14 protein-coding genes are annotated in these 14,996 nt (G+C 43.9%); 6 read left to right on the forward strand and 8 right to left on the reverse strand.

The features are described 5' to 3' along the window. The first annotated feature begins 50 nt into the window (after positions 1-50). Positions 51-404, forward strand: coding sequence for an MGMT family protein (locus UYC_RS0129455; RefSeq protein WP_016877733.1), 354 nt, complete (start codon positions 51-53; stop codon positions 402-404). 371 nt (positions 405-775) lie between these two features. Here the strand turns inward: UYC_RS0129455 and UYC_RS0129460 are convergent, their stop codons facing one another. The 3 genes from UYC_RS0129460 to tnpA form a co-directional block, all read right to left on the reverse strand. After that, positions 776-1,606: a dienelactone hydrolase family protein gene (locus UYC_RS0129460; RefSeq protein ID WP_016877734.1), complete on the reverse strand. Its 831-nt coding sequence runs from the start codon at positions 1,604-1,606 to the stop codon at positions 776-778. 96 nt (positions 1,607-1,702) lie between these two features. Beyond that, complete coding sequence (locus UYC_RS38300; protein ID WP_158630203.1) at positions 1,703-1,846, reverse strand: hypothetical protein; 144 nt, start codon at positions 1,844-1,846, stop codon at positions 1,703-1,705. Beyond that, positions 1,839-2,246, reverse strand: coding sequence for an IS200/IS605 family transposase (tnpA, locus tag UYC_RS0129465; RefSeq protein WP_016877735.1), 408 nt, complete (start codon positions 2,244-2,246; stop codon positions 1,839-1,841). Before tnpA ends, UYC_RS38300 begins: the two co-directional genes overlap by 8 nt. Here tnpA and UYC_RS0129470 point away from each other — a divergent pair. Then, positions 2,226-3,530 carry an RNA-guided endonuclease InsQ/TnpB family protein gene (locus UYC_RS0129470; protein ID WP_235083065.1) on the forward strand — a complete coding sequence of 435 codons (1,305 nt, stop codon included), beginning with the start codon at positions 2,226-2,228 and terminating at the stop codon, positions 3,528-3,530. The genes tnpA and UYC_RS0129470 overlap by 21 nt on opposite strands. A gap of 55 nt (positions 3,531-3,585) precedes the next feature. Next, positions 3,586-4,533, forward strand: a complete 948-nt coding sequence (locus tag UYC_RS0129475) for a zinc-binding dehydrogenase (protein ID WP_016877737.1) — start codon at positions 3,586-3,588, stop codon at positions 4,531-4,533. A 61-nt stretch (positions 4,534-4,594) separates the two neighbouring features. Here UYC_RS0129475 and UYC_RS0129480 read toward each other — a convergent pair whose 3' ends face one another. From UYC_RS0129480 to UYC_RS0129490, 3 genes are all read right to left on the reverse strand, one after another. Beyond that, positions 4,595-5,818: a damage-control phosphatase ARMT1 family protein gene (locus UYC_RS0129480; protein WP_016877738.1), complete on the reverse strand. Its 1,224-nt coding sequence runs from the start codon at positions 5,816-5,818 to the stop codon at positions 4,595-4,597. A 109-nt stretch (positions 5,819-5,927) separates the two neighbouring features. After that, positions 5,928-7,415, reverse strand: coding sequence for a hybrid sensor histidine kinase/response regulator (locus UYC_RS0129485; RefSeq protein WP_016877739.1), 1,488 nt, complete (start codon positions 7,413-7,415; stop codon positions 5,928-5,930). A gap of 6 nt (positions 7,416-7,421) precedes the next feature. Then, positions 7,422-10,217 carry a hybrid sensor histidine kinase/response regulator gene (locus UYC_RS0129490; protein WP_016877740.1) on the reverse strand — a complete coding sequence of 932 codons (2,796 nt, stop codon included), beginning with the start codon at positions 10,215-10,217 and terminating at the stop codon, positions 7,422-7,424. 230 nt (positions 10,218-10,447) lie between these two features. Here UYC_RS0129490 and UYC_RS0129495 point away from each other — a divergent pair, with 230 nt between their 5' ends. Continuing rightward, entirely contained in the window at positions 10,448-11,797 is a 1,350-nt protein-coding gene (locus UYC_RS0129495; protein WP_016877741.1) for a glutamine synthetase family protein, read from the forward strand. Positions 11,798-11,834: 37 nt separating this feature from the next. Here the strand turns inward: UYC_RS0129495 and UYC_RS0129500 are convergent, their stop codons facing one another. Then, positions 11,835-12,596 (reverse strand): isoprenyl transferase, encoded by a 762-nt coding sequence (locus UYC_RS0129500; protein ID WP_016877742.1) that lies wholly within the window; start codon positions 12,594-12,596, stop codon positions 11,835-11,837. A gap of 198 nt (positions 12,597-12,794) precedes the next feature. On the opposite strand from UYC_RS0129500, the gene UYC_RS39145 reads away from it, so the two are divergent. Further along, the gene (locus UYC_RS39145; protein WP_200862406.1) at positions 12,795-13,019 is read left to right on the forward strand and encodes a hypothetical protein; all 225 of its coding nucleotides are present in this window, start codon (positions 12,795-12,797) and stop codon (positions 13,017-13,019) included. On the opposite strand, the gene UYC_RS0129510 is transcribed toward UYC_RS39145, so the two are convergent. Continuing rightward, positions 13,005-13,961: a hypothetical protein gene (locus UYC_RS0129510; RefSeq protein ID WP_016877744.1), complete on the reverse strand. Its 957-nt coding sequence runs from the start codon at positions 13,959-13,961 to the stop codon at positions 13,005-13,007. The genes UYC_RS39145 and UYC_RS0129510 overlap by 15 nt on opposite strands. A 533-nt stretch (positions 13,962-14,494) precedes the next feature. On the opposite strand from UYC_RS0129510, the gene UYC_RS0129515 reads away from it, so the two are divergent. Beyond that, on the forward strand, positions 14,495-14,989 hold the full coding sequence (locus tag UYC_RS0129515) for a hypothetical protein (RefSeq protein WP_016877745.1): 495 nt from the start codon (positions 14,495-14,497) through the stop codon (positions 14,987-14,989). The last annotated feature ends 7 nt before the right edge of the window (positions 14,990-14,996 follow it).

Below are 14,996 nucleotides of genomic sequence, written 5' to 3' on the forward strand. Positions count from 1 at the left end.
AGCAACTCAAGCAACAAGGACTAAATATTATGTTTGCTTAGAGACTTATTATGAAAGCAGACGCGGGGACACAAAGACGTGGAGAAATTTTAATGTCTACTTATGACAATATATACGCGATCGTGCGCCAGATCCCAAAAGGTCGAGTAGCAACATATGGACAGGTAGCGGATTTAGCTCACCTTTATGGGAAAGCGCGTTTAGTGGGATACGCTCTTTATCAAGTTGATGAACGCTTATCAGATATACCGTGGCATCGAGTCATTAATTCTAAAGGAGAGATATCTTATTCACCTTTGCGACATGGCGGAGATTATAGACAGCGTTATCTTCTTGAACAAGAAGGAATAATATTTAGCCCTGAAGGAAGAGTGAACTTGCGTGAGTATAAATGGCAACCTTAATACTATTTTGGAAAATGGAATTGAAAATCGCCTTTTGTGTTCGGGTTAGGTAAATCCATCTGTCGAAACATTTTTAAAGTTGTTAGAACTTAAGCACTAGTTACGGAAGAATAAAACCCCTCTCCAAATCTCCCCTCTAAAGAAAAACACTGTACTCCTTCCCTATCCCCTGTCCCCTGTTCCCTTGTCCCTTGTTCCCTGTCTCCTGTCCCTTGTTCCCTGTTCCCTGTCCCCTGTCCCCTGTTCCCTGTTCCCTGTTCCCTATCCCCTATCCCCTGTTCCCTGTTCCCTGTCCCCTGTTCCCTATCCCCTGTTCCCTGTCCCCTGTCCCCTGTTCCCTGTTCCCTGTTCCCTATCCCCTGTTACCTCATCTAGACTCCATGCTGCTTAAACCATGCTTGCAGGCGTTGCCAACCGTCTTTGGCTTCTTTTTCACGGTAGGAGGGGCGATAATCAGCAAAAAAGGCATGAGGTGCATCCGGATAGACAACAATTTCTGATTTACTGCTGCTTAACTTCAGGCGATCGCGCATCTTTTCGACTGTATCGAGGGGTATGCCTGTATCTTTGCCACCATAAAGTCCAAGAACAGGGACTTTTAACTCAGACGCAATATCAACGGGATGCTTGGGCGTTAATTTTGTGGTGTCACCCACCAATCGCCCGTACCATGCCACACCAGCCTTAACCTTAGGATTGTAAGCGGCGTATAGCCAGGTAATACGTCCACCCCAACAGAAGCCTGTAATTCCTAAGCGATCGCCATTACCTTTAGCAGACTTTACAGCCCAACCTACCGTAGCATCGAGATCGGACATTACCTGAGCATCAGGTACTTTCGCTACTATTGGGCGAATTTCTTCTATGCTGTTTAACTTAGAAACATCGCCTTGACGTACAAACATTTCCGGAGCGATCGCTAGGTATCCCAACTTGGCAAAGCGACGGCAGATATCTTGAATGTGCTCGTGTACACCAAATATTTCCTGAATCACCAACACAATCGGAAAATTCTTGCCTGTAGCAGGCATAGCTCTATAGGCAGGAATTTTGCCATCTTTGACAGGAATTTTCACTTCACCCGCGATTAATCCTTTGGCATCGGTGGTGATGACTTTGGCAGAAATTGGTTGCACTGCTAGAGCGAAACCCGTTGCCAGGGTGGCAGTGGCAATAAATTGACGGCGCGTTATTTCTTTCATAAATAAGGCAGAGGGCAGTAGGCAGAAGGGAAGACTTGGATAAGGAGAAGGGAAGACAAGGGGCAAGAACATCATTCGATTTCACCGTATCCCCATCTAAGCCTCCGCAAGGGTACTCCCGCCACACCGGAACGGTTGGCGGTGATGGGGAATTGCGGGATGATTGGAGGTGTACTCTACCCTTCGGGAACGCCAAGGGCGAACGAGAACCCCTTCGGGGAACGATACCCCTTCAATCATCAGGATTGCTTTGCTTCTCAACATAAGATTTAAGTTGTTCAAGGGTGACACCACCGCAGGATGCGACAAAATACGCACCCGTCCAAAAGACTGGTTTTTTATAAAATTGATTGACTTGTTCATTGAACTCCTTGCGAATTAAGCGGCTTGAAACCGTCTTAAGGTTGTTAACCAGCTTGCTAACTTCAACATCTGGTGGGTAACTGATAACCAAGTGAACATGGTCTGACTCTCCGTTAAACTCTGTAACTTTGCTTCTCCACTTAGCACAAGTGCTTTCAAATATCTCTTTCAGCCGATTAAGCATTGACTGGTTGATTACTTTTCTACGATATCTTGTCACTAACACTAAATGAATATTTAAGCTATAAACAGCCCTATGGCTTACGTTGTAACTCATTCCACTAAATGGTATTATCAGTATATGTTACTCACTTACCAGTACAAACTCAACCCCACACCACAGCAGGTTGTCACGATGGAAACCTGGGGTGAGTTGCTACGCCGTCACTACAACTATGCGCTAGGGCAAAGACTGGATTGGTTAAACCGCACAAGGTCACAAATTGACCGTTGTAGCTTGATTTCGGAACCAATTGGTGAGGTGCCACAAAAAGTTGACTACTATACACAAGCATCCGACCTCAAGCAGACTAAAGAACTGTTTCCCGAATACAAAAACATCTACGCCGACTGCCAACAACAAAACCTGGTGAGATTAGACAAGGCTTGGAAACAGTGGTTGATGTCAGATAAAAATGGGAAGCGAGGAGGACGACCACGGTTTAAAAAGCGTGGTGATATCTGCTCCTTCACTTTCCCTCGTGTTAACTGCGCCAAAGCAGGGGCGCACTTGGTACGTAATATCCTCAAGTTGTCTAAAATTGGTGAGATTGAGGTGATTTTGCACCGACCAATCCCCGACGGTTTTGAGATTAAACAAGCAACTATTCTCAAGAAAGCTGATGGTTGGTATGTCAGTTTTTCGCTCTTAGATAAAACCGTACCCGAACCAATACCTGTTGATGAAATTAAAACTGCTACTGGCATAGATGTTGGGCTAGAGAAGTTTTTGACTACTGCTGACGGACAAAGCGTTGAAGTGCCTCAGTATTACCGCAAAGCGCAGTCAGTTTTAGTTCGTCAACAGCGAAAGCTTGCGCGTAAAACAAAGGGGTCTAAAAACTATCAAAAACAGTCTAACAAGGTTGCAAAACTTCATTTGCACGTTGCAAGACAAAGGAAAGAGTTTCACTATCAAGTTGCTCACTGGTTGGTTAAATCCTATGACTTAATTGTTTTTGAGAACCTGAACATTAAAGGATTAGCTAGAACACGACTGGCTAAGTCGATACTTGATGTTGCTTGGGGTGCATTCCTCCAAACTATGCAAGCAGTAGCGGTAAGACGCGGCAAGCACTGCCTTGGTGTTGACCCCAGAGGGACAAGTATTAATTGTTCTGGTTGTGGTGCAAGAGTTGAGAAAACCTTGGCGGTTCGTGTTCATAGCTGTTCTTGTGGTTTAACTATTGACCGCGACTGGAACAGCGCAGTTAATCTTTTAAAACATGGGTCGGTTGGACTACCGATTCCTGTCTGTGGAGGCTTAGACATTAGTCAGCCTGTGAAGCAGAAAGTCTCATTTGTGAATCTGAGATGCTCCCGCTACACTGCTTGCAGTTAGCGGCGAGGGTTGTCACAATGTCTCAAGAGGTATCATAATTGAGGACATCTTCAATATGAGTAAAATACGTGCTGTCGTTGTCGATCCTAATGTGCAGGGGCGTTTAGTACTGCGTGATGTGGATGCACCCACGCCTGCTGCTAACGAAGCAACGATCCGGGTAGCGGCAATTTCTCTCAACCGAGGTGAGGTGAAGCGTTCCACCACTGCTGAGGCTGGTTGGCATCCGGGGTGGGATTTGGCGGGAACAGTAGAAACCCCTGCTGCTGATGGTTCTGGGTTCGGTAAAGGAACGCGGGTTGTCGGTTTACTTCGTTCTGGAGCTTGGGCAGAATTAGTAGCAGTACCAACCCACTCGCTAGCAGAATTACCACCATCAGTATCCTTTGCTCAGGCTGCTACTTTGCCTGTAGCTGGTTTAACAGCTTACCATGCTCTACTCAAAGGTGGTTTGCTTTTGGCTCGCCCCGTATTAGTCACAGGTGCATCTGGTGGTGTTGGTAACTTCGCCATTCAACTAGCACGTCTTAGTGGTGCCCAAGTAATAGCACATATTCGCACTCCAGAATATGAGTCTTTTGTTAAAAATGCCGGAGCGGATTCTGTTGTCATTGGTGAAGAACTCTCACCAGCTAGTAAGTATGGCCCTTATCATTTGATTGTCGAATCAGTAGGTGGCAAGACTTTAGGAACAGCTTTAGGCTTGTTGGCAGAAAATGGAGTGACAGTGCTACTTGGTGTTTCTGGGGGAGCAGAGGTAACATTCGATGCACAACGCTTTTTTGCGACAGGTGGTGCGAGTTTATACGGCTTAATATTGTTTCACGAACTACAACGAGAATCAGCAGCAATTGGATTAACAAGGCTTGTGAATTTGGTAGCAGCAGGTAAGTTGCATCCACATATCGATTTAGAAGCTTCTTGGATAGAAGTTGCTGATGTAGCACAAAAACTGCTCGACAGAAGTTTTCCTGGAAAGGCGATATTGCATATCGCGGATTAGACACATAGGGCATCTAAAATTAGAGCGATCGCTATTCCCGCACGAGCAATCGCTACTTTTTTTAGACAAATTGCACCACACCCCATTGTCCATTCGTTAACCAATCAGGATCGGATTTTGGCACTTGCTCAACAACTTCAGGTGGAATACCTGCTGCTACTTCTGATTTGAGAGTACGTAGAGCTACTATTGGAACAGGTAAATATGACACTATATCTGCAAAATTAGTCGTATAATCCCAGTGCCTATCTCCCAACAATCTGCGATAATTTGCGTCACCTTTGATAATCAGCAAACTTGCATTTGCTAACTCATTTTTGAGTGAATCTGGTATTTCCCAAAATGCTAAAGGCGATGTCCAAAAATAATCATCGCCTAGAACTAATTGCCCTGCTGTCATATATGATTGCAACCTTTCACCAACAACTGAAACTTTTTCATAGCCAGATGTTGCTAAAAACTCTGCTGTATCGTTTACATCTTTAATCATGGCATCAGAAACAAAAGTAGGGTGAGGTTTCAAGTGCAGCTTAACTTGACTAGCAATACCACTACCTAATAGAAACTCTACTAAACATAAGTCACAAACAAGTTCAAACCCAGCATTATCGACGATAAAATCAATTCGCTTACCTGGATTATTAAGTAATAGCTCCGTGACTTTAGACACATCATTTACTAAAATATGAGCTTCTTGGCTTTCGATGTCAAAACGACTGCGATTTGCCTCAAATGCTGACCATAAACTCAAGTCAACTCGATTACCCCAAAGTGCAAAATATATTAGTGCAGTCAAAGCAATCTGGTTAATCTGACTATGTTTTTGGGATTCTTCTAACCAATTTGTTACTTGAGTGCCCAGAGCGATAATTGCATCTAGAGATGTGTTTAAACCTTGAGTTTTTTGCAATTGAAACGGATCTACACCTTGCCATTCACCGGGAAGAAAATAATTAGTAATGTTGAGAATGAGCCGATAAAAATAAGTTTCGGCAAAGAACCAAGGAATATCTACCCAACGTTGCCCCTTGTATGGTTCTAGATATTTATCCCAAGCTGCAAAATCTACATTAGTATCATTTATCAAAGGTAATAAATAACCCGATGGCAGTTCATTGGCTAAGTTTTCTAAACTTGCATTGATGTGAGGTGAAAAATTATTTTCAGCAATAACTCGGCGAGCAATTCCAGGCATTCTTTGAGTGACTGTAAACTCAGTGAAAGTGCCGCGTTCTGAGCCTAACAGGGGTTCTGGCAGGGGTAATTTGGGAATTTGTGATTTCATCACCAAAATTTTCTCTTGTAAAGATTCAGGTCAACAAACAGGATAAGTGAAGTATAAGCAGTTTGATGACCAGAAGCAGGAATCCTTAAGAGGAAACTTGGGGAGAATGTCACCGAAGCGGTAAAGCGATCGCAAATTCAGTTCCTTGCCCTGCTTGAGACATAAAACTGAGTTGTCCGCCGTGTTTTTCCTCTATAATTTGACGAGAAATCGATAATCCCATTCCTGTGCCCTTGCCAACCGCTTTGGTTGTAAAAAGGTAATCAAACATCTTCTGTTGAACTTCTGGCGGTATACCAATACCGTTATCTGCAATCCGAATTACAACATATTCATCCGCCACAGCTGTTTGAATCCGAATCTGTGGGGTTGGGTACTGGTGAGTCCAGCACGTTGCGGAGGTTTCCTCCGTTGTAGCGACTGGCATAGACGCCCGGTAGACAGGCGTAGCCTGGCTTCTCGGAGAGTGGGCGGCTTCTCGTAGAGTACCCGAAGGGGGATTGGGTACTGGTGATTGGGTATCGGGAAAAGCTCTTCCTAGTCCCCAGTCCCTAGTCCCTAGTCCCTCTTCTAGAGCATCGATCGCATTTGCCAGAATGTTCATAAACACCTGATTGAGCAGTCCTGGATAACACTCCAATTTAGGCAATTCCCCGTAGTTCTTAATCACTTCAATTGCAGGGCGATCGCCTACAGCTTTCAAGCGATGTCCCAAAATAGTTAGCGTACTCTCCAATCCATCATGAACATTTACCTGCACTTTGGCTGTGGCATCAGAACGCGAGAAATTTCGCAGAGAAATCGAGATGTCTTTAATTCGCTCTGTACTTAATTTCATTGATTTCAGTAGTTTGAGCAAATCTTGTAGTATAAATTCAATATCAAATTCTCCTAGCGTTTGTTCTAGCTTCAGTGCTGCTTCCGGATAAGACTGCTGATAAAACTCAATTATCTGCGTTAAATCGGATACATACTCAAACGCTGGCGCGAGGTTGCTTACAAGACATCCAATTGGATTGTTAAGTTCATGGGCGATACCAGCAACTAGTTGCCCCAAAGCTGACATCTTCTCATTTTGAACCAAATGCAGCTGCGATCGCTGTAACTCCTGCAAGGCTTGAGAGAGTTCAGATGTTCGCTCACTTACGCGCTGTTCAAGAATTTCATTCCCTTGCTGTAGTTGTGTGTTCTTCTCTTCCAGCGTTTTAGTCAAATGTCGCAGTTGTAAGTGAACATTGACTCTAGCAAGAACTTCTTGTTCTTCAAAGGGTTTGGTGATGTAATCTACTGCACCCAACGACAGCCCTTTTACTTTGCTATCTGTATCTGCCAGCGCCGTTGTAAAAATAATTGGAATGGTTTGAGTTGCTGGATTGGCTTTTAAACGGGTACAAGTTTCAAAACCATCCATCCCCGGCATTTGCACATCTAACAAAATCAATTCAGGAAATTGCTGCTGGACAATATTGATGGCACTAGCTCCATCCATCGCCATACGAATTTTTAACCCCACTTGTTTGAGCGCTTGAGATAGCACAGACAAGTTAGTTGAGTTATCATCCACAATTAAAATAAATCCGGTCGCTGAGTGATGCATAATTTGTCAAAAGTTGTTGACTAAAGATTGAAGAAACGTTGTGAGTGCATTTAATTCACAGTCTTCTGCAAGGTTTGAGATTTTTTGAGCAAAGACTGCCAATTGAGGATCTGCTGCTTTAAGTTTTTCAACAGCCTCTACAAGTTCATCCAAGTCTCCCATTTCGATTAACTGATTCAGATGCTGCAAATCTTCTATCGAAGGTGCTTTGATAGTTTCTGAAGTCATGTCATCAGTAATGTTGGCTGCTGTAGCGACAGGTTCAGTTTTGGTGTCATAAACCCACTCTAATTTGAGGTAACGTTGAATCAACAGAAGTAGGCTCTCAGCCTCGATTGGTTTTGGTAAAAATTCATTCGCACCTGCATCCACACTTTTGAACTGATCCGCTTCAAACACACTCGCGGAAGAAGCAATCACAGGCGTATCTTTGAACTGAGATAACTGACGCAGATGTCTAAGCATCTCAAAGCCATCCACGATCGGCATCACTAAATCAGTAACGATCAAGTCAGGATTCTCCGTCACCGCTTTGTCTAACCCTTCTTGCCCGTTGATGGCTTCTACTACTTCAAAACCGATTGGTTCCAGTAAACTATTTAAAACAGAGCGGTTCTCCCAGCGATCGTCAACAACCAGCACCTTACGGATTACTCCTTGATAGCCGACGATCGTGCCCTGCCGAACAGATCTAGAGGAATGTGCCCAGTTTTGGGCTTCGGGCAATTCTACATCAAACCAGAACGTGCTGCCTTGACCTAATTCGCTTTGCACCTCCAGCATACTGCCCATCAGCAAAGCAATTTTTTGACTAATTGCCAAGCCAAGCCCAGTTCCTTCGGCTTGTGTTTTAGTATTTCCCACTTGCTCAAACGGCATAAAAATTTTCTCTAATTCCTCTGGTTTCATGCCAACACCAGTATCCTGAATCTGGAAGCGAGTTTTGTAAGAGTTTTGAGGTGATTTTTCTATCGTGCCTACCTTGAAGGTGACACTACCTTGCTCGGTGAATTTAATGGCATTTCCTAACAAATTAATAATCACTTGGCGTAAACGCTTCTCATCACCTCGAACACCCGTGGGCAAGTCTGCATCGGGTTGATAAACGAAAGCAATTCCTTTTTGCTCGGCACGAATCCGACAAATTTCGGCAATACCTTGTAGAAATGACGGAAAATGGAAATCACTGGGACTAAGTTCCATTTTCTGTGCCTCAATTTTAGCTAAGTCAAGAATATCGTTGATTAGCATCAACAGGTGAGAGCCGCATTGGTGAATAATGTTGATACCTTTGCGCCCCTTATCAGTCATTGGTTCTGAGCGCAGGAGAATTTGAGCGTAACCAAGAATGCCGTTTAGGGGCGTGCGTAACTCATGGCTCATATTAGCGAGGAAGTCGCTTTTGGCTTTACTGGCATTGTCTGCCGCTTCTTTGGCGTATTTCAATTCTGCGGTGCGTTGTTCTACCCGCAGTTCAAGTTCTTGATTGGTTTTTTCCAGAGCAGTGAAAGAGTCTCGTAACTGTTGTGCCATGCGGTTAAAAGATTGAGCAAGCACACCCAGTTCTTTCACGCCTGAAGTTTCAACTTCTTGATCTAACTCTCCTTGTGCGATCGCCTCCGAAGCCCGACTCAAACGTAAAATAGGTCGAGCAATCCAGCGAGAGGTATAAATGCCCAAAACAGTTGCTAGTACCAGTGCAATGATACACAACCAAATGGTGTTGAGAGTGTTTGCATTAATTTGTCCCATGAAGTCTGATTCGGGCATGGCGACAACAACTAACCAATCTAGCCCCCATTCGTCTTGCCAGGGAGAAACTTGGACAAACTGGCGCTGTCCATTCACTATGAAATCTAGCTGCTGGCTAATTTTAATAGTTTTTAGATCGCCAAATTTCTCAGTCAGATAATTCGATGTCGCTTGAATTAAGGTATCTTTAATTTGAGTGCCTTGTAATCGCTGTGGTTTTTGAGAAACCACTGAAAATACTGGAGTATCGCTGGAGCTAGCCACCAAAAAGCCAGTGCGTTCCAGAATGAAAATCTTACTTGATTGGCTGACTTTAATTTGACGCAGAAAATCACTGATTTGTGAAAGGCGCTGTTCTACACCAATACTACCGATCAGATTTCCTTGCTGATCATAAATAGGTCGGCTAGTGGCGAGTGCCAAGGGATAGTTATTAGTTTCCCATTGATAAATTTCGCTCCATCCTGGTTTGCCAGTTTCAACGCTCTTGGTGTACCAGCCTTCCTTCTGAAATTGGTAATTTTTGGTAATTTCAAATAATTTTACTGGCTTGCCTTGAGTATCAGTTGTGTAGTTGTACAAATCACGATTGCCATAACGATTAAGCAACACCAAACTGATATCTGGGTTGCCGTGATTTGGAATTGTAGACTCGCGGTAGTATCCAGAAGCAATAAAGTTTCCTGTTTTAGAACCGTAAAGGATATAGCCAACATTATAGGTTTTGACTTGCTTAAATAAGAACTGAGCTAAACGATCTGGATTTTCTGGATTCAGCAATCCTAAATCGATTTGCTCTCCATTAATTTGAGTTAGATAACGAGTAGCTGCGGCATAACTGTCAAGATGTTGATCGATGCGATCGCCTACTTCAGTCTGCAAGTTTACAACCATTTCGTTGATTGCTTTTTGCCCGTTTCGTAGAGAAAGGTATCCAGTCAGTCCTACTGCTGCAAAGATTTGTAGAATGAACGGAACAACTAAAACAATTCGTAGGGGAACTTTATCAGATACTTTAGAAACCGCATGAATTATAGGCTTAAATAGCATGGTAATAAGAAGCTTTCAACATAACATAAGATGTATATTTATAGTTCCCATCAAGAGTCAAAAATTTCAGGTTCTCGCGCAATTTTGTTGATGGGTGTTAAAAGGAACTAGGGGCTAGGGACAAACAGAGGACAGGGGGAGATGCGGAGAATCTATCAAAAACATTCCCCGTGTCCCCTTGTCTCCGTGTCCCCTTGTCTCCGTGTCCCACTTTCCCCTCCCCAACTGCGATGGCTGAAAATCTCCTATTTAAGAAGGTAAAAAAAGCTTTAAAAGAAGCTGATACTAGGTTTGTTCGTATTCTTTGGTGTGATAACGCTAACATTATTCGTGGTAAGGCTGTGCACGTAGAAATGCTGCGCCACTACTTTGAGGATGGTGTTGGCATATCTGCAGGACAACAGGGAGTCCCGGTAATGTATGATGGTGTTGTCCTTCAGACAGGTCTAGGGCCAGTTGGTGAAGTGAGCTTGGTACCTGATTGGACTAGCCTTACAGCTTTGCCTTATTCTCCCAAAAATGCTCGTGTTATGGGGAATATGATGCTTTATGGAAAGCCGTGGGGGCTGTGTCCGCGTCATTTCTTGGTACGAATGATCGAGGCGGCAAGAAGTCAAGGGTTGGAAATTAAAGCAGCATTTGAGAATGAATTTTACCTGCTGCGGCAAACTGCTGACGGAATTTTACCCGCAGACTCTACACTCTTCGCCTCTACCCAAGCAATGGATATCAATTGTGAAGTAATTAATGACATTGCTGAAGCGCTGATAGCCCAGGGTATCCCTGTAGAGCAATATTATCCAGAATCAGGCCCCGGTCAACAAGAAATTTCCATGCAATATACCGACGCTTTAGGTGCTGCTGATAGGCAAATTGCCTTTAGAGAAACAGTACGGGCTGTTGCAAGACACTACAATCTCAAAGCTTCTTTCTTACCTAAAATTTTCCCAGAAGCTGCTGGTAGCGGTTGTCACATCCATATGAGTCTGTGGCGAGATGGGCAAAATCTTCTACCTGATGCGCAAGGTATCAATGGTCTATCGCAAGTGGCAAGAGCATTTATTGCTGGCATATTGCATCATCTACCAGCACTGATGGCATTGACGACTCCTAGTATTAATTCTTACCGTCGCATTCGTCCTCATTCTTGGAGTGGTGCTTTCCGTTGTTGGGGGTTAGATAACCGCGAGGCAGCAGTGAGAGTACCTAGTGCTGTTGCCTTTGATAAACCTACACACTTTGAATTGAAAACCGTAGATGCCACAGCCAATCCTTACTTAGCTTTAGGTGCGGTAATAGCAGCTGGCTTAGACGGCGTGCAACAAGGTTTAGAAATAGAACAGCCAGTAGCTGTAGATCCTGGATATTTATCAGAGGATGAGCGCACAGCCGGAAAGATTGATCCTTTACCGAAAACTTTAGGGGAAGCGATCGCGCAACTTAAACAAGACAATATTCTTCTCAATGCTCTAAATTCGCAGTTGTCAACAGCCTTTTTAGCTGTGCGTGAAGCTGAGTGGGAAGCAATGAAAGATTGGGAATTAGAAGCAGAGGTGAAAGTTTTACTGGAGCGGTATTAGTGAAGGCAGATGGCAGATGGCAGAAGGAATCCTGCAACTAAGCAGAAAGGGAAGCATTAAGTTTACCAAAGCGGCGATCGCGTTTTTGGTAGCTCAATAAAGCCTGATAGAACGCCATACGGTCAAAATCCGGCCAGAGAATATCAGTAAAGTACATCTCTGTATACGCAAGTTGCCACAACAGAAAATTACTCAATCGCACCTCTCCACTGGTACGAATCAGCAGATCTGGTTCAGAAGTTCCTGCTGTGTCAAGGTATTGTGCAACTAAATTTTCATTTACCTGTTGGGAATTGAGTTCTCCTCTTTCCACCAATTCCGCTATCTGATGACAGGCTTTGGTGATTTCATTACGGCTGCCATAGTTGACTGCCACGGTAAAATGAATTGCCTGATTCTGCAACGTCTGTGTCATCGAATGCTGCATTTCCACTTGTAAAGACTTGGGTAGAATCGATAAATCCCCAATAAATGAGATCCGCACTCCTTCTCGGTGCATTTGGGCTAACTCTCGCTTCAACATTTGTTCAAACAAACGCATCAGAAAATCCACTTCTTGAGTCGGGCGTCGCCAATTTTCCGTAGAGAAAGCGTAGACTGTTAGCGCTTTAATTCCCCAATCCTTACAGCATCGCAATAGTTCTTTGAGCGTCTTTGCTCCTTGACGATGTCCAGCAATACGCGGCAGTCCTTTACTAGTTGCCCATCGACCGTTACCATCCATGATTACAGCTACGTGCTGGGGTAACCGATGCGGATCTAAATCTGCGGGTAGTTTTGAGAAAAGTTTAGAAGTCATAAGTAGTTCGGCAAAATTAAATTTATTCGTGGAGACAAGAAATAGGAAAACAATGTGTGTAATTAATTCTGTCTGAGTACTTAAAATCTTGAGCCTTGCTGAATGTGAGTATAAAATTCAAAAATTCGATATCTCAAACTCTTATTCTCTGCGACTCTGCGAACGCCAGTTGCTACAACGCGCTTAACCCGACGCCAGGTGACGCCACTTGCTTTATGCCGGGGAACCCGTCCACCGCAGTGGCTCCTTTATGCCGGGGAACCCTTACTTTCAGAAGCCACTTCGTGTCTACGGCAGTCGCTACCTTCGGAAGTCGCTTCGCGCCTACAAGTCGGCAAAGCCGCCCAACGCGCTGCCTCACCACCGCACTGGCTCCGCAACGCACTGGCTCCTCTGCGTGAGGCTAATTCATTCCTTCACTAGGCACAAGCAACTCTCTCCAAATAACTCTTGCAAATACTCTGGTGTCAGGCTATTATGCCAAATCCATAGACGACGCATTGCATAGATGAATGTGAAAATGAGACTTGCCTGATTGCTCAAAGACCAATCATTCCATTTCAGTGTCCCCATCATGCGTTTCAAAGTACGGAGTAGGTTGTTGCGCTTGTAGTTCTGATGGCGCGTTTTCATCAGTGTTCGTCCCACCCGCACAAGAGATGTATCAGGAAAAGCCCATACCCCAAAGCCCCAAAATTTGGTCATGTGGTTAATTTCGTCCTGCACTAGTTCCTCTAAAACATCCTGAAGTACTCCCGTAGAATGAGCCATCAGCCAGATATAAAGACAGGTTGCGCCGTATTCGGTAGCAACACGGTGTAAGCCGTGGCGATACAAGTCTTCATAGGCATCGTTAGTAGGAAGATAACCTCTGACAGTGCGAAGCTTAGGGGTAATTTTTTCACCTGTTAATTGGTAATAAATCTTGAGCAAAGCCGGGGTGTGCTGACGTTCTTCTTTTTCCCACAAACCAGGTTCTATTAACTCTCCATTGTCATTAACTGTTCCGCCGACAAAACGAGCCATCTGAGGATGTAACTTTTCCAAATATTGTCGGCTAGTTTGGGTATAGCCTCTGATGGGTGCTTCTGTGTCCATTGCCCCCACAAGAATAGATAAAAATACTTCTGGTTTTACACCGATAATTTGCTCACGATCTATAGCTTGCCAGTCAATCGGTTTCCAAGGACGTGGTTGAGGATTTTGAAATTGAATTGGTAAATCGAGTAGGCGATCGCACAATTTTTCGTTGGCAAGATAACGCTCTATCAAAGAACGGATGCGGCGCTGAATCTGGAAGTAATGGGGATTAGAATCTATTTGCTCTGCTAAATCTTCTGGGGTTGGGCTAGGGGCAACAAGCATAATTTTTTACTTATATTTTTATCTCCTTGCCAAATAATTTAAGCTATCCCAGAATAGTTTGTCAGTAGGGCAAAGTAGGAAATTTTACTTGCATTATCAGTGTAAGAGTCGGGGAAAAAGTCGGATGGATGCAAGATTCTGCTTTTTTGCCCTACAGGCTGGAAGCTTTGGGCTACACCAACAAAGGATTGAGCAACCGGAATTAGTATGAAATATGCAGCGAGTCTACTTCAGTAGACTTTAGCTATTAGGTGTGAGAATTGATTCTCTAGCGGGATGGCAACTCATATCTGGGTTTGGTGGGTACAAAAAGATTCACGACTGACTGCACAACATAGACAGTGGCTACAAGATTATATCTAATAAATGAAGCGTCCTTGCTCAACTAGTCTAAAAATCTCTCATGCTTTAAGAGAGATAGTTTCAGCGCAAGCGAGTTTTAATCCCTATTGACCCCTGATAAATAGTACGTACAATTATACGTAGATAAATCTTGATTTGATGAAATCGGCGTTAACTAAAACGCATAACTTATGTCTATCGGCACTTTCGGCAATATCTACTCAGATGAGCTAATTACAGCCACTGAGTTAAATCGTCAGCCTGGGCGAGTTCTGGACAAAGCTTTGGAACGTCCAGTGACAATTACTCGCAACGATCAGTCTTTTGCGTTGTTGCGCCGGGAGGAAGTAACTTCTCTGGTGAAGGCAGCTACTCAAAGTAAAGCTGTTTTTGAAGCATTAACCGTCGCTTTTTCTCTATTACTAGGGAAAGAAATCGGTTTTGAACATCCTTATGGATGGTTGAGCGTATTTGACACGGATGATCTGCAAGAGTTTATCAAGGAGCTAAGTGAGGCTTTTCGGTTGATAGATTCCTCAATTACAGCATGGGAGATGATTGACGCAATCATTCATGAATGGCATGAAAGCGGCATTGCGATCGCTAGTCCTGAACTGGCAGCAGCTTTTAGTGCCGAAACTGATGAAGTACCATTAACCAAACCATCTGCTCATAGTGCTGTCTAATGTGTGT

It is taken from the genome of Chlorogloeopsis fritschii PCC 6912 (assembly GCF_000317285.1).
GTDB classification, from domain to species: domain Bacteria; phylum Cyanobacteriota; class Cyanobacteriia; order Cyanobacteriales; family Nostocaceae; genus Chlorogloeopsis; species Chlorogloeopsis fritschii.